We start from the raw sequence: 18,990 nt of genomic DNA, 5'->3' as shown, positions 1-18,990 counted from the left end.
GAGCGGCCGGGGGAGCCACGCTCCGGGCGGCGGCGCCACGCGGCGGCCAAGGCCAACGGAGCGATGCGCTCCTCGATGCTGATGGCGGCGGGGACCATGGTCTCGCGCGCGACGGGCCTGATCCGGCAGGTGCTCCAGGCCGGAGCACTGGGCACCGGCCTGCTGGCGACGACCTACAACACCGCCAACGTCGTCCCGATGAGCATCTACACCCTGCTCATCGGCGGGGCGCTGAACTCCGTCCTGGTCCCGCAACTGGTCCGCGCCCGCACCGAGCACCAGGACGGCGGCCGTGCCTACGAACAACGCCTGGTCACCCTCGTGCTGTGCGTCCTCGGCGCGGGCACTCTCCTCGCCCTGTGGGCCGCCCCGCAGATCGTCGCCGTCTACGCACCCGACGGGGCCGACACGCACGCCGCGTTCGACCTCACCGTCGTCTTCGCCCGCTTCCTCCTGCCGCAGATCTTCTTCTACGGCCTGTATTTCATCCTGGGACAAGTGCTCAACGCCCGGCAGAAGTTCGGCGCGATGATGTGGACGCCGGTCCTCAACAACATCATCCTGATCGCGATGCTCGGCCTCTACATCGGGCTGCTGGCGGGCCCGGACCGCATCGAGGACATCACCCAGGGCCAGATCGACCTCCTGGGCATCGGCACCACCCTCGGCATCGCCGTCCAGGGCATCGCGCTGATCCCGTTCGTACGGGCCTCCGGCTTCCGCTTCCGCCCGCGCTTCGACTGGCGCGGCGCCGGCCTGCGCAAGAGCATCTCCGCCGCCCGGTGGACGCTGCTCTTCGTACTGGCCAACCTCGCCGCGATGACCGTCGTCACCCACTTCGCCAACGCCGCCGACCGGCAACTCCCCACCTCAGGCGTCGGCTTCACCGCGTACTCCTACGCGCAGACGATCTGGATGCTGCCGCAGTCGATCGTCACCGTGTCCCTGGTCACCGCGCTGCTGCCCCGGATGAGCCGCGCGGTCGCCGAACACCGCCTCGACGACCTGCGCGGCGACCTCTCCCGGGCCCTGCGCGTCAGCGGCGTCGTCATCGTGCCGGCCGCCTTCTTCTTCCTCGTCTTCGGGCCGCAGACCGCCCAACTCCTGTTCGCCCACGGCGCGGTGGACGCCGCGTCGGCCGCGCCGGCCGGGCACATGCTCCAGGCCCTGGGGCTCGGTCTGATCCCGTTCTCCGCCCAGTACCTGCTGCTGCGCGGGTTCTACGCCTTCGAGGACACCCGTACGCCGTTCTGGATGGGCGCCTGGATCGCGACCGTGAACATCGCCCTGGCCACCGCCTGCCATCTGCTGCTGCCTGCCCGCTGGTCGGTCACCGGCATGGCCGCCGCCTACGCCGTCGCCTACGGCATCGGGCTGCTGATCACCGCCCTGCGGCTGCGCAAGCGGCTGTACGGCAGGCTCGACGGGCGACGCCTGTGCCGGACCTACGGAAAGCTGGCTGCGGCTGCGGCCGTGGCCGGGGTGCTCGGCCGACTCGCCGCCATGGCCTGCGAGGCCGTCCCGGCGCCGAGCGACTGGGCACCGGCGCTCACCTTGATAGCGGGCGGCGCCACCATGGCCCTCGTCTTCCTGGCCCTGGCCCGTGCCCTGAAGATCGGCGAGCTGCGGAGCCTGCCGCTGCCGGGGCTGCGGTGAGGTGACGGGCGGCGCCCGCCGAGGCGCGCCGCCCGACCGGCCGGCCGTCCGCCGCTTACGACGCGGTGCGGGCCGCGGTGCCGATCCAGTTGATGACGGCCGTGGTCGTGGCATCGTCCAGATCTGCGAGGGCGCGCAGCGCCGCCGCGTCCTCCGGCGCCGGGGCGACCCCGGCGGCGGTGAGCGCCACCTGGAGGTCCAGCCGACGGCGGTCGGATGTGGACACCGGCGCGTGCGTCCGGCTCTCCGCCTGCGGGGCCGGGTCCTGGGGTGGCGCCTCCGGAAGCCGCGGGACGATCGGCAGCAGGTCCTCGGGGCGCGGCGGCGGCAGGAACTCGTCCACCTTGGTGTGCGGGCGGGCCAGCGGCATGGGCACCGTCACGGACGGGAGGCGCAGCGGCAGCGGCTGGGGCCGCCGGGCGGCCGTCTGGTGGGTCACCACCGTGGGCCACTGCTCGTGGGCGGCGGGCGCAGGGGTGGGACCGGCCCGGTTGCCGCTTTCGGTGCCGATCGGGGACTGCTCGCAGTACGGCAACATCGGGGGGCCTCCACAGCTCACGATCCGTAAGACGTCTTGACCTCCAGAACCTTCTCTGCGGTACGGGAGTTGCGGAGTCCGCCACGGTTCACCCGATGGGAGCAACACGGCAATTCAGGACAGGGGAGACAAGCCGCCGAGTGAGGTGACGGGCCCTCCGTTCTTTACTGGAACGATCGGTTGGAAACTTGTAAGGTCCTCCTCATGGGCAGGGGCAAGGAATTCGACCCGGATGTGGCGCTGCAGGCGGCCCTGGAGCTGTTCTGGCGCAAGGGGTACGAGGCCACGTCGATGCAGGACCTGGTCGACCACCTCGGCATCAACAGGGGCAGCATCTACGCGACGTACGGCAGCAAGCACGAGCTGTACCTCAAGGCGTTGGACCGCTACTGCGAGGGGGAGGGCAGCGTGGCGCTCGAACTGCTCAGCCGCCCCGGCTCGGCGCTCTCCGCGGTACGGGACTTCCTGCTCGCGCACGCCGCGCAGTGCCACCGGGACGAGGAGCGCAAGGGCTGCCTGGTGACCAACTCGGCCACCGAACTCCTCCCCGGTGACGCCGGTGTCGGGCGCCGGATCGAGACCGCGCTGCGCGATGTGGAGAACGCCCTCACGGGCGCCCTGATCCGGGCCAAGGGGCAGGGTGAGCTGGACGAGAACGCTCAACCCCGTTCCCTGGCCCGCTTTTTGGTCACCTTCATCCAGGGGCTGCGGGTCATCGCGAAGACGCAGGACGAGCGACGCCTGGACGACGCGGTCGACCAGGCGCTGACGCTGCTGCGCTGAGGCGACCGGCGGCCGGTGACCAGCGGCCGGCGACCCACAGCCGGTGACCGGTGAGCGGCGACCGACCGCCGGCCACTGGGCCGACGGCCGGCCGCTGCCCCGGTCGGCGCCCCGCCCTCCCCTTCTCCCTCCCCATGGATCCCCCTGCCCTTTTATTGGAACGATCGGTTAGAAAATTATGAAGGAGAGTTGACCGTGCCCCGTGCCGTATATGTGTTGTCGATGGGCATTTTCGCCATGGTGACCAGCGAATTCGTGGTCGCCGGTCTGATGCCGCAGATGGCCGGCGGGCTGGGGGTGAGCGTCGCGCAGATCGGCTACCTCATCACCGCATTCGCCGTGGCCATGGCGGCCGGCGGCCCCTTCCTCACTGTCGCAGTGCTGAAGCTCCGTCAGAAAAGGGCGCTGTACGTCCTGTTCGCCCTCTTCCTGACCGGGAACGTGCTGGCCGCCGTGGCGCCCGGCTACGGCGTTCTCCTCGCGGCCCGGATCATCACCGGCGTCGCCTCGCAGGCGTTCTTCGGCGTCGCCATCTCTCTCTGCGTCCAGCTGACCCGCCCCGAAGTCCGGGGCCGCGCCATCGCGCTGGCCATGAACGGGCTGATGCTCGGCACGCTGCTGGGCCTGCCGCTCTCCACCCTCATCGGCGAACACCTGGGATGGCGTGCGGCGTTCTGGGTGATCTCGGGAATCACCGTCCTCGCGGCGCTCGCCACGCTCGTGGGGGTGCCCGCCCTGGGGCGCGCGCCCGGAAGCGGCGGCATACGGGCCGAGTTGACCGCCTTCCGGAATCCCGGGCTGTGGCTCGCGCTCTCCACCAGCACGCTGATCATCGGCGCGACGTTCTCCGCGTTCAGCTACCTCCACCCCATCCTCACCGAGGTCACCGGCTTCGCGTCCGGTACCGTCCCGCTGCTGCTCATCGCGTACGGCGCCGCCACCGTCGTCGGCAACACCGTCGTCGGACGGCTGGCCGACCGGCACACCCTGGGCGTCCAACTGGCAGGTCTGGCGATGAACGCGCTCTTCCTCGCCGGGTTCGCCCTGCTCGCGGGGCACGCCGTGCCCGCCGTGGCGCTGATGGTGGGAGTCGGCCTGGTCGGCGTCACGATGAACCCGGCGATGGTCACCCGCGTCCAACGGGCCGGGAACGCACGCCCGTTGATGAACACCATCCACTCCTCCTTCATCACCCTCGGCGTCATCATCGGCTCTTCGGCGGGCGGCCTTGCGATCACCGCCCACGGGCTCCGCGCACCGCTCTGGCTCGGCGCGGCGCTCGCCCTCATCGGCATCGGCACGCTGGTGCCCGACCTCATCCGCGCCCGCCGCACCACCCGGACACCCCTTCAGCCGGCAACTCCGGCCACGGGCACCCTTTCCGCGCCCCCCGCGGTCGTCGCCACCGTTGCCGCCGACCCGAGTGAGGTCTGCGTGGCGGGTTCCTGACGACGCGGATCCGACGGGCCGTGAACGGAGCGGGCGGCCCGGGGAGGCCGGATCGAAGGGGTCGTCTGGCACGAAAAGCGTGGCCGTCACCAGCTGACCACACAACTCTCGCCTCGCATTCACACTGTGGTGATTACCGCGATGGAAAGCTGCCTGCGGCCGTATACCCAACGGCCGGTATCGGCCGTGCCCCCACATCACGCGGCCCGATGCCACATTTCGGGGAGAGGACACCATTCGTGGACAACACCCGCGTGACCCGCAGAGGTCGCCGCACCGCGCTCGCCGTGGCCGCAGGGACCGTACTGGTCGCGGTGGCCGCACAGGTTCCGGCCACCGCGACGGCCACTCCGGCCGCAGGACCGGCTGCCCGCCACTCCATATCCGCCGCACCCGCGATATCCGCCGGCGCCTACGACGACACGTACTACAAGGACGCCATCGGCAAGACGGGCCAGGAGCTCAAGGATTCGCTGCACCGGATCATCAGCAGCACCCAGACCGGGAAGCTGTCGTACGACCAGGTCTGGGACGCGCTCAAGGACACCGACGAGGACCCGGCCAACAGCGCGAACGTCATCCTGCTGTACTCCGGCCGCTCGCAGAGCAAGGACGCCCACGGCGGGAACCCGGACGACTGGAACCGCGAGCACGTCTGGGCGAAATCGCACGGCGACTTCGGCACCGCCACCGGACCCGGAACGGACATCCACCACCTGCGGCCCGCCGATGTGTCCGTCAACAGCATCCGCGGCAACAAGGACTTCGACAAGGGCGGTTCGGAGGTCGAGGAGGCGCCCGGCAACCGCACCGACGACGACTCCTTCGAGCCCCGCGACGCGGTCAAGGGCGACGTGGCCCGCATGATCCTCTACATGGCCGTCCGCTACGACGGCGAGGACGGGTTCCCCGACCTCGAACCCAACGACAAGGTCGACAACGGCTCGCAGCCGAACATCGGCCGCCTCTCGGTCCTCCAGCAGTGGAACCAGGCGGATCCGCCCGACACCTTCGAGCAGCACCGCAACCAGGTGATCTTCGACAAGTACCAGCACAACCGCAACCCGTTCATCGACCACCCCGAGTGGGTCAACGAGATCTGGTGACCCGCAGGGACTGAAGCGGGGCGACACGTGCCGGCCTCCCGCAGGACCGGCGCGTGTCGCCCCGGCGCGTCGTGGGGCGCCGGCGGCAAGCCGTCCGCCCCCGGCCCGCGCCGGAGCGGATGACACCTTCTCAGGCCGTCGGGGGAGCCGGTGAACCGTATGGAGCACTCCAACCGGCGACCGGCGGATGTCGTTCCTAGCGTGGCCTCATGTCGTCAGCGAGTTGGCCTTCCGTCAAAGCCGGTACCGCAGCGGTCGTTTGTGCCGCGTGCCTGGTGGTCACCTGCCCGCCGGCCACCGCCGGGTCGTCCGGCACCGATGATGAGCCCGGCAGCGGAGCATCCGGCTCCGGTACCCGGCTCGACCGCAGCGGTGTGCAGTTCCGTTCGGGCGTCTCCGATCCCCCTTCCGTCTCCGCCCTGTCGTGGATGGTCACCGACGCGGACGACGGGAGGATCCTGGCCGCCAAGAACGCGCACCGGGAGCTGCCGCCCGCCAGCACACTCAAGACGCTCTTCGCGGTGACCGTGCTCCCGAAGTTCGGGCAGGGGAGCGTGCACACCGTCTCCGAGGACGACCTGTCCGGCATCAACGCGGGCAGCTCCCTCGTCGGCGTCAAGGAAGACATGAGCTACTCCGTCGCCGACCTCTGGCGCGGGGTCTTCCTCAGCTCGGGCAGCGACGCGGTGCACACCCTGGCCTCGATGAACGGCGGTTGGCAGGAGACCGTCTCGGACATGCAGGAGATGGCGCACCGCCTCGGCGCCCGCGACACCACGGTGGAGTCGGCTGACGGCTTCGACACGCCGGGCCAGGTCTCCTCCGCCTACGACCTCACGCTGTTCGCCAAGGCCGGGCTGACCAACCGGGACTTCGCGCGCTTCGCCGCCACCAAGGAGGCGCAGTTCCCCGAAACGGGCGGCCCGGACTCGTTCGGCATCCAGAACACCAACCGGCTGCTGGTGGGCTCGCACGGCGTGACCCCCTACCCCGGCCTGGTCGGCGTGAAGAACGGCTACACCAGCAAGGCGGGCAACACCCTGGTGGCCGCGGCGCAGCAGGACGGCAGGACCCTGCTGGTCACGGTCATGAACCCGCAGTCCGGCCAGTACAACGCCGTCTACGAGGAGGCGCGCGCCCTCCTGGACTGGGGCTTCTCCGCGGAGCCCGACGCCTCCCCGGTCGCCATGCTGCCGGACAAGGTGGGACTGGCGATGGCCTCGACGTCCCGCACCGATGGCCACGACCGTGATCAGGACCGGGACCAGGATCGCGAACAGAACCAGAACCAGAACCAGAACCAGGGCCAGGACCGTGCCCGGGGCGATGACCGCGCCCGTGGCCACGATCACAAGCAGCCCGCGGGTGAGCACTCCGGTGTGGTCCACGTGTCCACGGTGAGCCGGGGCGACAAGGGCGGTACGGCGCCCTGGGGATGGTGGTTCGCCGTCATCGGCGCGGCGCTGCTGACGGGCCTCGGCACCGAGCTGTGGCGCAGCCGGCGGCGCGGCTGACCGTCCGGGGCCCCGGACGGCGCGTCCTGCCTCGTACTGGCGTGTCACCGGTCAGGGATTCGGCGGATCCCGATGGCCTCGGCCGGTGAACGATGACGCGACTGCCACGGTGGTGATGACTGGCGGGCGATGCTCGGTGTAGCGTCCTGATCAGCTGTCGTGGTTCCGAAGTGCCGGGCGCCCGTGTCGCATTCACGGGCGTTCTTTCTGTGCGATGCCTCTCCGGACCAGGGCGATCACCTCCGGATCCCGTGCCATGCGGGAGCCGATACGAGCCCATTGAACGAAGGAGACAGGTATGGCCAGCGGCACGGTGAAGTGGTTCAACTCGGAAAAGGGCTTCGGCTTCATCGCGCAGGACGGCGGCGGCGCCGACGTCTTCGCGCACTACTCGAACATCGAGGCCCAGGGCTTCCGTGAGCTCCAGGAGGGCCAGAAGGTGACCTTCGAGGTCACGCAGGGCCAGAAGGGCCCGCAGGCGGAGAAGATCCGCGTGGCCTGAGCCCGGCTCACTCCGGCGCCCGCCCCCGTTGCCATCCGGGGCGGGCGCCGTCGTCTGCGGACCTCCCCGGCGTCACGGCCTGCGGTCGTTGAGGATCCTCTGGAAGAGCCGGTGATCGCGCCAGGCACCGTCGATGTGCAGATAGCGCTCGGCGACGCCGTACGCCTCGAAGCCGTTCTTGGCCAGCACGCGCTGCGAGGCGACGTTGTCGAGCAGGGTGCCTGCCTGGATCCGGTGCAGGGCCAGCACGGAGTCCGCGGTTTCGCAGACCTGCCGCACGGCGGCGCCGGCCAGACCGCGGCCCACGTGCCCCACGTCGACCCAGTAGCCCAGGTCGGCGCTGCGGAACTGGCCCCGCACGATGCCACTGAGGACGATCCCGCCGACGATGTCGTCCCCGGCCCCGTCCCCGTGCCCGTCCCCGTGCCCGGCCCCGTCCCCGTCCCCGTCCCGCACCAGCACCCAGGACAGCAGCCGCTCCGCCTCCTCCTCGGCTCGGTGGGCGGCCAGGTGCGCCCGCTGCCCTTCGGTGGTGTAGAACGCGTCGTTCCTGGCCGGATCCCAGCGCTTGAGGTGGGCGCGGCTGCGCCGCTGTGCGCGGGCGAGACCCGCGGCGTCGTCCGGTGTCACCGGGCGCATCAGGACATCGGGGGCGAGCCGGGCCGAGATAGTGATCATCGGACCAGCGTAGAGGCGCCGTCGGGCGCCGTGGGAGCCCGCGGGGGCCACCGGCCGCCCGCGGCCCCCGCCGTCCGGGCCCGTACACAGCTGTGCCCCGCCCGGACGCGCCGGGTGGCGCGCCCGTCACGGGGCACGGGGTGGCGAGCCGGTGCGCGGGCGCCCGGTTCGCGTCGTCAGGTCTGCGGCGGCTGACCCTGGTCCCGGCCGAACTGGTCCTTGAGCTTGTCCTGGGCCTTGTCCACCTGGCTCTTGTACTTGTCTTGCGTCTTGCTGTCGACGTAGTCGCCGGCCTTGTCCACGCCCTTGCTCGTCTGGCTTTCGTGGCCCTTCAGCATGCTCTTGAGCTTGTCCATCATGGACATGGGTCATCCTCCTCGCGACGATCCCCCTCGGCTCCAGCATCACCCCCGGCCGCGCGTTCTGCATCCGCGCGCCAGGAGGGGCACCCGGCCGCGGACCCGCCCGAATGGCCCCCGTCCGGCGGGCGGGACCGCGGGGCCCGGCCGAGAATGCAGCGGTGAGCGATGAACACCGCAGTGCCGACGACGCCGCGCCGCGGCCCGCGCCGGATGACGAGGAACGGCGGCGCGCCAGGATGACGCTGGCCGACCGGGCGCGGGACGCGGACGACCTGTCCCTGCTGATGGACATGCTGGGCCTGTATCCGGGCCGGGACACCCGCCCCACGGCGGGCGGCGGCCGGCCGGACGGGCGCGGGACCGAGGACGAGTGACCCGGGTCCTGGCCCGTCCGGGGCCGGGGGTCAGCCGTCGCTGCCCGCCCTGTTCAGGCGCAGCGTGACGATCTGGAACGGCCGCAGCGCCATCCGCACCGTACGGTCCTCCCGGTGCAGTTCGGGACCGTCGTCCACCGGGCGCTCCAGCAGGTCCGTGGCGCGGGCGCCGGCCAGGCCGAAGGCGGTGGTGACGGCGGTGGCGGCCCGCCCGCCGCGTGCCTCGTGCAGCCGGACGATCACGTCGCCGCTGCCGTCGTCGGCGAGCTTCACCGCGGTCACCACGACCGCGTCGTTGTCCACCGTGACCAGCGGAGCGACCGGACCCGCGCCCGGGACGCGGCGTTCGGGGAGGTTGATGCGGTGGCCTTCGCGCACCGCGTCGCCGATGGCGGCTCCGGGCGCGAGGGCGTAGCGGAAGCGGTGCAGCCCCTGGTCGGTCTCCGGGTCGGGGAACCGGGGCGCGCGCAGCAGCGAGAGCCGCACGGTCGTCGTCGTACCGCGGTCCGGCGCGTCGCGGACGGTACGGGTGACGTCGTGGCCGTACGTCGCGTCGTTGACCAGCGCGACGCCCCAGCCCGGCTCCTCGATGTGCACGAAGCGGTGCGCGCAGGTTTCGAACTTGGCCGCCTCCCAGCTGGTGTTGGTGTGCGTGGGCCGGTACAGGTGCCCGAACTGGGTCTCCGCGGCGTAGCGTTCGGCGTGCAGGTCCAGCGGGAAGGCGGCCTTGAGGAACTTCTCGGTCTCGTGCCAGTCGACCTCGGTGTCGATGTCGACGCGCCGCTGCCCGCGGGCCAGCGTCAGCGTCTGCACGACGCGCGAGGCGCCGAAGCTCCGGACCACCCGCACCGTCGCCGCGTCCCCGGACACCGCGTCGAGGGTCACCTCGTCCGCCGCGGTCAGATCCGTGACGGTGTTCCGGTAGAACGCGTCCACGTCCCAGGCGTCCCACATGTTGGGGAAGTCCGGGTGGATCTGGAGCAGGTTGGCGGCGCCGCCCGGTGCGACTGCCTCCCGCCCTGCCGTCAGGTCGTACGCGGAGACGATCAGGCCCCGCGCGTCGACCTCGGTCCGCAGCAGGCCGTTGGCCAGCACGAATCCGCCGCCCGCGCGCGGCTCGGCCAGCACATCGGCGCCGTCGGACACCGCAGGCGCCAGGGCCCCGGCCGCGACACCTGACCTGGGGTGCGGCGCCGCGTTCGCCACCAGCTCCGCCGCGCCGTCACCGGCCAGCGCGGCCAGCGCGCCGGCGATCAGGCCCTCCAGCTCGGCGGCCACCTCGGCGTAGGTACGCTCCGCCTCGCGGTGCACCCACGCGATCGACGAGCCGGGCAGGATGTCGTGGAACTGGTGCAGCAGCACCGTCTTCCAGATCCGGTCCAACTCCGCGTACGGGTAGGGGTGTCCGGCCGCGACGGCGGCCGTCGCCGACCACAGTTCGGCCTCCCGCAGGAGGTGTTCGCTGCGCCGGTTGCCGCGCTTCGTCTTCGCCTGGCTGGTCAGCGTCGCGCGGTGCAGCTCCAGGTACAGCTCGCCCACCCACACCGGCGCCTGCGGGTACTCCGCCTCCGCCTTCGCGAAGAAGTCCGCAGGCTTCTCCCACACCACGGTGGGCGAGCCGTCCAGATCGCGCAGCCGGCGGGCCTTGGCGATCATCTCGCGGGTGGTGCCACCGCCGCCGTCGCCCCACCCGGTCGGCGCCAGCGAGTGCCGTGCCACGCCCTTGTCCTTGAAGTTCCGCGCCGCATGGGCGATTTCGCTGCCCGCCATCTGGCAGTTGTAGGTGTCGACCGGCGGGAAGTGCGTGAAGATCCGGGTGCCGTCGATGCCCTCCCAGCGGAACGTGTGATGCGGGAACGCGTTGATCTGGCTCCAGGAGATCTTCTGCGTCAGCAGCCACTTCGCGCCCGCCGCCTTGATGATCTGCGGAAGCCCGGCCGCGAACCCGAAGGTGTCGGGCAGCCACGCCTCGTCGTTCTCGACGCCGAACTCCTCCAGGAAGAACCGCTTGCCGTGCACGAACTGCCGCGCCATCGCCTCCGACCCGGGCATGTTGGTGTCGGACTCCACCCACATGCCGCCCGCGGGCACGAACCGGCCGTCCGCGACCGCCCGCTTCACCTTGGCGTAGACCTCGGGGCGGTGCTCCTTGATCCACGCGTACTGCTGGGCCTGGGACATCGCGAAGACGAAATCCGGCTCGTCCTCCAGCAGCGCCGTCATGTTCGACGTGGTCCTGGCGACCTTCCGCACCGTCTCGCGCAGCGGCCACAGCCACGCCGAGTCGATGTGCGCGTGCCCCACCGCGCTGATCCGGTGCGCCGACGCGCCCGCGGGCGCCGCCAGCACCTCGCGCAGCTCCGAACGGGCCGCCTCCGCACTCCCGTTGACATCCTGGAGGTCCACCGCGTCCAGTGCCCGCCCGATGGCCCGCAGCAGCTCCCAGCGCCGCGGCGCATCCACGGGCAGCTCGGCCATCAGCTCCCCGAGCACCTCCAGATCCTGGATCAGCTCCCACACGGTGGTGTCGAACACCGCGAGATCCAGCCGCGCCAGGCGGTACTGCGGCTCGTCGCCCGCGGTCTCCCGGTCGCCCAACGCGGTGGGCTGGAACGGGTGGACGTCCAGGATCACCGGGTTGGACGCGGCTTCGAGGTGCCATTCGACGCGTTCGCCGCCCTGCACCGGCGCGCCGGCCCGCACCCACTGGTTACGGGGGTTGATGGCCTTCACCGGGCTGCCGTCCGGTGTGTACACCAGCGCCTCGCACTGGAACCCGGGCATCCGCTCGTCGAACCCCAGGTCAAGGACGGCCTCCACGGTCCGGCCCGCCCACTTGGCCGGCACCTCGCCGGTCACCTTGAACCAGGTCGTCGCCCAGGGCGCGCCCCACGCGTCGCCGACGGCCACCGGTGTGTGCTCCGCCGCAAGACCCTCGGCCACCGGGACAGGCTCACCCGGCGCGACCCAGGCCGCGACCTCCAGCGGCACCGCGTCCGGGTACAGGGCGGGCCGGATCCGTTCGTCCAGCACCCGCTTGAGGCGGGCTTCGATCAGTGCGCGATCGTCATGCATGGCAGGTGGCTCCGTAATGTCGTGATGAGGGTGTGTGCGGTGGTACGGGAGGGGCGGTCGGCTACCAGGAGTGCCGGATCACAGCCGGCTCCGACGCGGTGAACAGTTCGCCGACCGCCCGGATGCGGAGCACGGCGGCCGGTTCCGTTCCGGCGCGGCGCAGCCCCGGCAGGTGGAACGCGGTGCCGCAGGTGCCGCCGAGGAACCGGACGCCGCCGCCCGGCAGTTGGCGGGACAGCTCGTAGTGGCGCACCGGGCCGGGAGCGCGCCGCCAGGACAGCCGCAGGGCGGTCGCGCCGTCGGCGGTCGCCGCGTCGGTGACGACCGCGCCGGTGGGCGCCGCCGGTATCGCCGCGTCGCCGTCCCGTACGGCCAGCAGGCCGAGCCGCCACCCGACCGGGGTGCCGCTGCGGCCGGTCAGCCGCACACCCAGCGCGTGCAGGATGCCGGGCGCGAGGGTGCCGAGCGGTACGGACGTACGCCGCCAGCCGTCGCCCGGTACGACGGTCCCGGCGGGCAGGTAGGCGAAGGGGGCCGGCTCCCCGGGGGCCGACGGCTCGCGCAGCGCGACGGCCACCTCCACGGTGACGGGCCCGGAGTCCGCGTCGGCCCGGTACACCAGATCGACCGTGGTGGCGCCGCCGACCGGCAGCCGGGCGCCGTACAGCTCCACCGTCGCCGGCGCGACGAGGTCACCGCGCACCCGCAGGCTGCTGCCGCCACGCCAGGCGTCCTGGAAGTCCAGCGTCACATCGGGGCGTTCGCCTTCGGTGCGGACCACCCAGCGCCGGGCGGGCAGCCGGTCCTGGAGCCCGAGGTGGTGCCACGGCGCGTCGGACACCGCGGCGCCGCCTTCGTACCAGCGCAGCCCGTGACCGGTGTTGAACGATGTCCCGAACGGCAGCGCGTCGAGCGTGGAACGGTCCGCCACGGCGGTGGCCGGCGCCCGCCAGCCGCTTTCGGTGCCGCCGGGGCGGGTCGGATCGAGGCCCTCACCGGACCAGAAGCGGTCGTCCGCCGCGTGGAACTGCTCGGGCGTGCGCCCATCGGGCAGGTGGTTCAGCGTCCAGTCCGGCCGGTAGAAGCCGTACGAGACCACGTGGTCGCGCCCGTCCGGGATGATCGCGTCCCAGTCGGTTGCGGTGTCCCAGCCCGCGGACTCGACGTCGACGCCGGCCCACAACGCGTACCGGCTGCGGCCCAGTTGCTCCGCCAGCCGCCCGGATGCGGCGAGCCGCTGCGCACTCCAGCGGAAGTCCACGAACATCGAGTCGGCGACCGGCCCGTGCGCGTCCTGGAAGAACGCCTGGTTACGGGAGTTGAGGGCGCCCTGCCAGCCCACCCGGCCGTCGGTGTCCATCGCGTCGTACCAGGTGATGCGCAGCCCGCGGCCGGTGCCCGCCGTGCGCAGCGCCCGCAGGAACGCCTGCATGTCCGCGGCCAGCGCGGCGTCCCCGCCACCGGTCTCGGCGTTGATGAACCACCCGTCGAAGCCGTACGCGCGGGCCACCTCCACCAGCTTCGCGGCCAGCGGGAAGCGGCCCGCCGCGGGTTGCCCGCGGTGTGGTCGAACGCCGCCAGGGCACTGATCCTGGCCTGGCCCTCGCGGGCCGTGGTGTTCGCGGGTACCGGCGTGAACCGCCGGGCGAGCGGCACCGTCGCAGTGTTGAACGCCAGGTCGCGGTCGGCCTGCGGGGTCCACGCCAGCAGGCTGCGCCAGGTCACGCCGTCGCCCGGAGTGCCGGACGGCAGCGAGTCGGGGAACCAGTACGACGCGTACGGCTGGAGGGGCGCGGCCTCACCGGCCGCCGCCCGGGGCCGTGCGGCGGCCGGGGCCGTGCCCAGCGGCGGGCCGAACAGCGCGGCGGCGGCACCGGCACCGGCCAGCACCACACGGCGGCGGGACAACGGGAACGGTTCCTGGGGCATGGGCTCCTCCGAAAGCGCGGACGGTGAACGGGTGGGACGGCCGTGGCCCTGGTACCGCCCGGATCCCGGCGGCCGGGACCGCCGGGACCGGGTCACGCCAGTACCTCCTGCGGCGTACGGACCTCGGTGATGCCACGTGCCGCCAAATGCTCTACGTCATCGGCGCGTTCGGCCAGTACGAGAGCGGGCCGCAGCCCTTGACCGGCCAGCCGCGCCCAGGCTTCGAAGACGTCGCCGCCGGGCGCGCACACCGAGCGGCGGGGGGCCGCGTCCGCGTCGCCCGCGTCCACGGCGAGGGCGGTGGTGCGCGCCGCGGGCCGGTGCACCCGCCCGCCCCACTCGCCGGCCAGCGCGGCGAGCGCCTTGGCCGCCGGCTTGACCGTCCCGTCGTTTCCGAGCAGGCCGAGGTCGTACTCAAGAGCGGGAAAGTCCGCCAGCGACCGGGACACGTCGTGCGAGCACCACCACGTCACGCCCCACACGTCCGGGCAGTCCAGGGCGTTGCGGACGGTGGCATCCGTGAACCGTGCCGCCTGATCCTCGGGGATGTGCGGGGCGGGGGCGCCGACTTCCTGGAGCCACACCGGGCGGTGCGGATCGCTCGCCCACGCCTTCGACAGCTCGATCAGATAGGCCGCGTGCTGCTCCGTCGCGGTGCCCGTCGGACCGTGCCGCTGCGCGGTGCCGTTGAACACCCAGGAGTGCACGGCCGTCACGGCACCGCGCCGGGCGGCGTGCGCCGGGGTGAAGGGGTGTTCGTCGCGGTACCAGGCGGCGTCGTAGGCGGCGTGCAGATGCATCCGGCCGGGGGCGCCCCGCTCGCAGGCCGCCAGCATCCGGTCGAGCCACGCCCCTGCCTGCGCCTCGGTGATCAGGTCAGGGTCGGGATGCGGGCCGTCCGAGAACTGGTTGATCTCGTTGCCCAGCGTCATGCCGAGGAAGTTGGGCCGGCCGGCGAGCGCCGCGGCCAGCGTGCGCAGGTATTCCTCCTGGCCCGACAGGACGTCCGGGTCGGTGAAGAGGTTGCGGCGGTGCCAGGTCTGCGTCCAGGCGGGCAGGAAGTCGAAGCTCGACAGGTGGCCCTGGAGACCGTCGACGTTGACGTCGAGGCCGCGTTCGGCCGCGGCGTCCGCCAGCCGTACCAACTGCTCGACGGCGGCCGGCCGGATCAGGGTGCGGTTGGGCTGGAACACCGGCCAGAGCGGGAAGACCCGGACGTGGTCGAGGCCGAGGGCGGCGACGGCGTCGAGGTCGGCGCGTACCGCGTCCAGGTCGAAGTCCAGCCAGTGGTGGAACCACCCTTGGGCGGGTGTGTAGTTGACGCCGAAGCGGAGCGGGCGGTGGGCGGGGTCCTGCTCGGGCATAGCGGTCCCTGTGGGTGAGAGGCGGCGGACGGCACGGGCGGGGGAGCGGCCGGTGGTTCTGCGGGCTTCAGCCCTTGACCGCACCCTCGCCGACACCGCGGAAGAAGAAACGCTGGAGACAGGCGAACAACACGATCAGGGGGAGCACGGCGATGACGGTGCCGGCCGCGACCAGGCGCTGATTGTTCGCGAAGGTGCCGTGCAGGAAGTTCAGGCCGATCGTCAGGGTGAACTTCGACTGGTCGCTGAGCACGATCAGCGGCCACAGGAAGTCGTCCCACGCCCCCATGAAGGCGAAGATCGCCACCACCGCCAGGGTGCCCTTGACCGAAGGCAGCGCGATCCGCAGGAACCGCTGCCAGGCGTTGGCACCGTCGACGAACGCCGCCTCCTCCACCTCGTAGGGCAGCGCGGCGAAGGCGTTCCGCATCAGCAGCACGTTCATGGCGCCGATGCAGGCGGGCAGCAGCACCCCGATGAGGGTGTTGTTGAGCTGGAGTTCCCGCATCGTCACGAACTGGGCGATCATGATGCTCTCCACCGGCACCAGCATCGCCATGAGGAAGACGACGAGTGCGGCCTTCCGGCCGCGGAACTTCATCCGGGCCAGCGCGTAGCCCGCCAGCGCCGCGCCCAGACAGTTCGTCAGGACGTTGGCGACCGCGACCTTCAGGGAGTTCAGCGCGAAGTCCCAGACCGGGATGATCTTTGCGACACCGGCGTAGTTGTCCAGCGTCGCCGCGTGCGGTACCAGGCTCGGCGGATAGCGGTAGATGTCCTCGCCCGCCCCCTTGAGCGAGGTGGACAGCTGCCACAGGAACGGCCCCACGGTCAGCGCCAGCACGGCGAGCAGCAGCAGGTACCGCAGTACCCATTGCCACACCGGTGTCCGCCGGCCGCTCCTGCCGCGCCGTGCCCGGCCGTCGTCGTCCGGCGCGGCCCGCCGCTGCTGTCCTGCCGTGACACTCATGCGTCCTCCTTGCGGTTGGCGCGCAGCACCAGCAGCATCAGCCCCAGCGTGATCACGAACACCACGACGGACAGCGCCGACGCATAGCCGACCCGGCCGTTGAGACCCGTGCCGACCTGCTGGACCAGCATCACCAGCGTGGTGTCCTCGCCACCGGGGCCGCCGGTCGGACCGGCCATCAGATAGACCTCGGAGAACACCTTGAAGGCGCCGACCGAGGCGAGCGCGGCCACCAGCACCATCGTGGAGCGCACCGCGGGGACGGTGACCGTCCAGAAGCGGCGCACCGCCCCCGCGCCGTCGACGGCGCACGCCTCGTGCAGTTCGCGCGGGACGTTGGCCAGCGCCGCCAGATAAACGATCATGTAATAGCCGAGGCCCTTCCAGACCGTGACCGCCATCGCGCTGAGCAGCAGCAGCCACGGATCGCTGAGGAAGCCGACCTTGCCGAAGCCGACCGCCTCCAGCACGGCGTTGATCAGCCCGCGGTCGTCCAGCAGCCACACCCAGATCAGCCCTACCACCACGACGGACGCCACCACCGGCGTGTAGAACGCGGCACGGAAGAACGTGATCCCGGGGAAGCGCCCCTGGACGAGCAGGGCCAGCAGCAGCGGCAGGATCACCAGCAGCGGCACGACCCCCAGGACGTACAGCAGGCTGTTGCGCAGGCCGGTCCAGAACATCGCGTCATGGATCAGCTCCTGGTAATTGGCGCCGCCCACGTACTGCCCCGCGACGAGCGTGCGGGAGTCGGTGAAGGAATTCACCACCGTGCTCAGGAACGGATACAGGCTGAACCCGGCGACGATCAGCAGCCCGGGGGCGAGGAACAGCCAGGGGCTGGTGGGCAGATGCCTGCGGACGGCCCCCGGCACCTTCGGCGCTCGGGCCGTGCCGGTCGTCACCGTGCGCCCGCACCGGTCGTGAGCAGCCGGTTGCACTCGTCGACCGCACCGTCGAGCGCGGCCTTGGGCGACTCCTTGCCCTGCACCGCCTTCGCGACGGCGTTGCGCAGCACGGTCTTCATCTGGTCGCTGATCAGCACCGGCGTGTAATTCACCGCGCTGCCAAGGGACGTGGCGGACGCGATGCGTACCCGGGTCGCGTCGGTGCCGTCCTCCTTGGTGAAGTACGGATCGCCGAGCGAACCCTCGGTGCTCGGGAAGATCGCCACCCGCTTCGCGAAGTCCATCTGGTTCTTGCGGTCCGTGACGAAGTGGGCGAACGCCACCGCGGCCGGTTTGACCTTGCTCTGCGCGTTCACCATCAGGCCCTGGACGTACATATTGGCCTTGCCGGTGTTGTTGACCGTGTCCGTGATCCCGATGTTCTTGTAGAGGCTCGGCGCCTCCCTCTTGAAGTTCCCCAGATCCAGCGCACTGCCCGGGTTCATCGCCACGGACTGCTGCTGGAACTTGCGCCCCGCGGACTCGGCGACGGCGGTCAGGGCCTGCGAATCCAGCGCGCCCGCCTTGTACAACTCCCGGTAATGCCCGAGCAGTTCGACACCCTTCGGCTCATTGAAGGTGAAGGCGGTGCCCTGCGCGTTCATGAGCCGTACGCCGTAGCGCCCGAAGTCCTCGATCGACGGGGTGCTCGCCAGCATCGCGATCTTCCCGTCGCTCTTCTTCGCCATCGTCAGGGCGTCCGCGAAGAGCTTTCCGTACGTCGTCGGCGGCTTCTCGGGATCGAGCCCCGCCTTCTTGAAGAGCGCCTTGTTGTAGAACATCGGGCCGGTGTTCAAATACCAGGGGAATGCATAGACACCCGCCATGCCCGGCATCTCGTAGCTCTTCCAGGCACCCGCCAGATACTCGTCCTTGTACTTTCCCGCCGCCTTGTGCAGATCGAGCGCGATACCAGCCTTGGCCAGCGGATAGGCGAGGTCCGGTGACACATTGACCACATCGGGGAGCGTGCCGCCCGCCGCGTCCGCGCTGAGCTTGTCCGGATAGCCTTCGGCCGGCTGATCCACCCAACTGACCTCGGCGTCCGGATACTTCTTCTCGAAGTCCGCGATGAGCCCTTCGAAGTAGTCCTTGAAATTGGCCTTGAGATTCCAGGTCTGGAAGGTCACCCGACCCTCGACCTTTCCCGTCGCGCTGTCCGAAGCGCCGGAATCTCCCGAGGCCCCGCACGCGGTCAGGGCGAGCGCCGATGTGACCAGTGCCGCGGCGGACGCGGCTGCTCGGCGGGATATACGCATGGCTGGCTGGCTCCTCTTCTCGGACCAGAAACAGGGCGAATCATTGCGGCAGCCGGATGCGACAGGGCGTGCTTCCGGAGCGGACTTTTTTGGCATCCACGCGCTGCCGCTGGATGCCGCTTCCTGCCCCGGACACACGGAAATCAACAACTGTGCCGTGCCCCTTCAACGCACCGGCCGACCGTTAACGCGAGCCTCGGTGCGATGATGCGGCAGACGGTACTAATGCGATTTAGTGAGTGTCAATACCCGCACCGGAATCGGCCCAGCGGAGGGTCGCGGGAAGTCGTATTCACCCGCCCTGACCTGCGGAAACAACCGTCGAACGCCGACATGTGGAGCGCGGGGGAAAGCCCTGGAGCCGCCGATTGACACACCTCGCCCCAGTGATCAGACTGACGGCACTAATGCGGTTTAGGAAGCAGCACGCGAGAGGCACCCGCACCGCCTGGCACGCCGCTGCGGCCACCGCGACGAGGCG

General features: G+C 71.1%; 15 protein-coding genes and 1 pseudogene. 7 read left to right on the top strand and 9 right to left on the bottom strand.

The window, feature by feature from the left end; genetic code table 11:
- The first annotated feature begins 81 nt into the window (after positions 1–81).
- Positions 82–1,656 carry a murein biosynthesis integral membrane protein MurJ gene (gene murJ, locus ACGFNI_RS05615; RefSeq protein ID WP_393681451.1) on the top strand — a complete coding sequence of 525 codons (1,575 nt, stop codon included), beginning with the start codon at positions 82–84 and terminating at the stop codon, positions 1,654–1,656.
- Between the two features lie 55 nt (positions 1,657–1,711).
- Here murJ and ACGFNI_RS05610 read toward each other — a convergent pair whose 3' ends face one another.
- Entirely contained in the window at positions 1,712–2,194 is a 483-nt protein-coding gene (locus ACGFNI_RS05610; RefSeq protein WP_393680870.1) for a hypothetical protein, read from the bottom strand.
- Between the two features lie 204 nt (positions 2,195–2,398).
- On the opposite strand from ACGFNI_RS05610, the gene ACGFNI_RS05605 reads away from it, so the two are divergent.
- From ACGFNI_RS05605 to ACGFNI_RS05585, 5 genes are all read left to right on the top strand, one after another.
- On the top strand, positions 2,399–2,977 hold the full coding sequence (locus tag ACGFNI_RS05605) for a TetR/AcrR family transcriptional regulator (protein ID WP_393680868.1): 579 nt from the start codon (positions 2,399–2,401) through the stop codon (positions 2,975–2,977).
- A 195-nt stretch (positions 2,978–3,172) separates the two neighbouring features.
- A complete protein-coding gene (locus ACGFNI_RS05600) occupies positions 3,173–4,426 on the top strand; it encodes an MFS transporter (RefSeq protein ID WP_393680866.1) in 1,254 nt (417 codons plus the stop codon).
- 239 nt (positions 4,427–4,665) lie between these two features.
- Positions 4,666–5,532, top strand: a complete 867-nt coding sequence (locus ACGFNI_RS05595) for an endonuclease I family protein (protein ID WP_393680864.1) — start codon at positions 4,666–4,668, stop codon at positions 5,530–5,532.
- A gap of 209 nt (positions 5,533–5,741) precedes the next feature.
- On the top strand, positions 5,742–7,046 hold the full coding sequence (locus tag ACGFNI_RS05590; protein ID WP_393680862.1) for a D-alanyl-D-alanine carboxypeptidase family protein: 1,305 nt from the start codon (positions 5,742–5,744) through the stop codon (positions 7,044–7,046).
- Between the two features lie 298 nt (positions 7,047–7,344).
- Positions 7,345–7,548: a cold-shock protein gene (locus ACGFNI_RS05585; protein WP_227049263.1), complete on the top strand. Its 204-nt coding sequence runs from the start codon at positions 7,345–7,347 to the stop codon at positions 7,546–7,548.
- Positions 7,549–7,620: 72 nt separating this feature from the next.
- Here ACGFNI_RS05585 and ACGFNI_RS05580 read toward each other — a convergent pair whose 3' ends face one another.
- On the bottom strand, positions 7,621–8,226 hold the full coding sequence (locus ACGFNI_RS05580) for a GNAT family N-acetyltransferase (RefSeq protein ID WP_393680860.1): 606 nt from the start codon (positions 8,224–8,226) through the stop codon (positions 7,621–7,623).
- 176 nt (positions 8,227–8,402) lie between these two features.
- On the bottom strand, positions 8,403–8,591 hold the full coding sequence (locus ACGFNI_RS05575; RefSeq protein WP_393680858.1) for an antitoxin: 189 nt from the start codon (positions 8,589–8,591) through the stop codon (positions 8,403–8,405).
- 155 nt (positions 8,592–8,746) lie between these two features.
- Between ACGFNI_RS05575 and ACGFNI_RS05570 the strand changes: the two genes are divergently transcribed.
- Positions 8,747–8,962, top strand: coding sequence for a hypothetical protein (locus ACGFNI_RS05570; protein WP_393680856.1), 216 nt, complete (start codon positions 8,747–8,749; stop codon positions 8,960–8,962).
- A gap of 30 nt (positions 8,963–8,992) precedes the next feature.
- On the opposite strand, the gene ACGFNI_RS05565 is transcribed toward ACGFNI_RS05570, so the two are convergent.
- The 6 genes and pseudogenes from ACGFNI_RS05565 to ACGFNI_RS05540 form a co-directional block, all read right to left on the bottom strand.
- Positions 8,993–12,037 (bottom strand): alpha-mannosidase, encoded by a 3,045-nt coding sequence (locus tag ACGFNI_RS05565; RefSeq protein ID WP_393680854.1) that lies wholly within the window; start codon positions 12,035–12,037, stop codon positions 8,993–8,995.
- Between the two features lie 61 nt (positions 12,038–12,098).
- A pseudogene (locus ACGFNI_RS05560) lies at positions 12,099–13,966 on the bottom strand (endo-beta-N-acetylglucosaminidase).
- A gap of 92 nt (positions 13,967–14,058) precedes the next feature.
- Entirely contained in the window at positions 14,059–15,330 is a 1,272-nt protein-coding gene (locus ACGFNI_RS05555) for a glycosyl hydrolase (RefSeq protein WP_393680853.1), read from the bottom strand.
- Positions 15,331–15,397: 67 nt separating this feature from the next.
- Positions 15,398–16,300, bottom strand: coding sequence for a carbohydrate ABC transporter permease (locus ACGFNI_RS05550; RefSeq protein ID WP_393680851.1), 903 nt, complete (start codon positions 16,298–16,300; stop codon positions 15,398–15,400).
- Positions 16,297–17,208, bottom strand: coding sequence for a carbohydrate ABC transporter permease (locus ACGFNI_RS05545; RefSeq protein ID WP_393680849.1), 912 nt, complete (start codon positions 17,206–17,208; stop codon positions 16,297–16,299). Before ACGFNI_RS05545 ends, ACGFNI_RS05550 begins: the two co-directional genes overlap by 4 nt.
- The gene (locus ACGFNI_RS05540; RefSeq protein WP_393680847.1) at positions 17,205–18,509 is read right to left on the bottom strand and encodes an ABC transporter substrate-binding protein; all 1,305 of its coding nucleotides are present in this window, start codon (positions 18,507–18,509) and stop codon (positions 17,205–17,207) included. Before ACGFNI_RS05540 ends, ACGFNI_RS05545 begins: the two co-directional genes overlap by 4 nt.
- Positions 18,510–18,990 lie beyond the last annotated feature (481 nt).

The organism is Streptomyces sp. NPDC048644 (assembly GCF_043199105.1).
GTDB lineage: Bacteria > Actinomycetota > Actinomycetes > Streptomycetales > Streptomycetaceae > Streptomyces.
The sequence above is the reverse complement of the archived record's forward strand: the minus strand, read 5'-3'. Positions and strand labels throughout refer to the sequence as shown.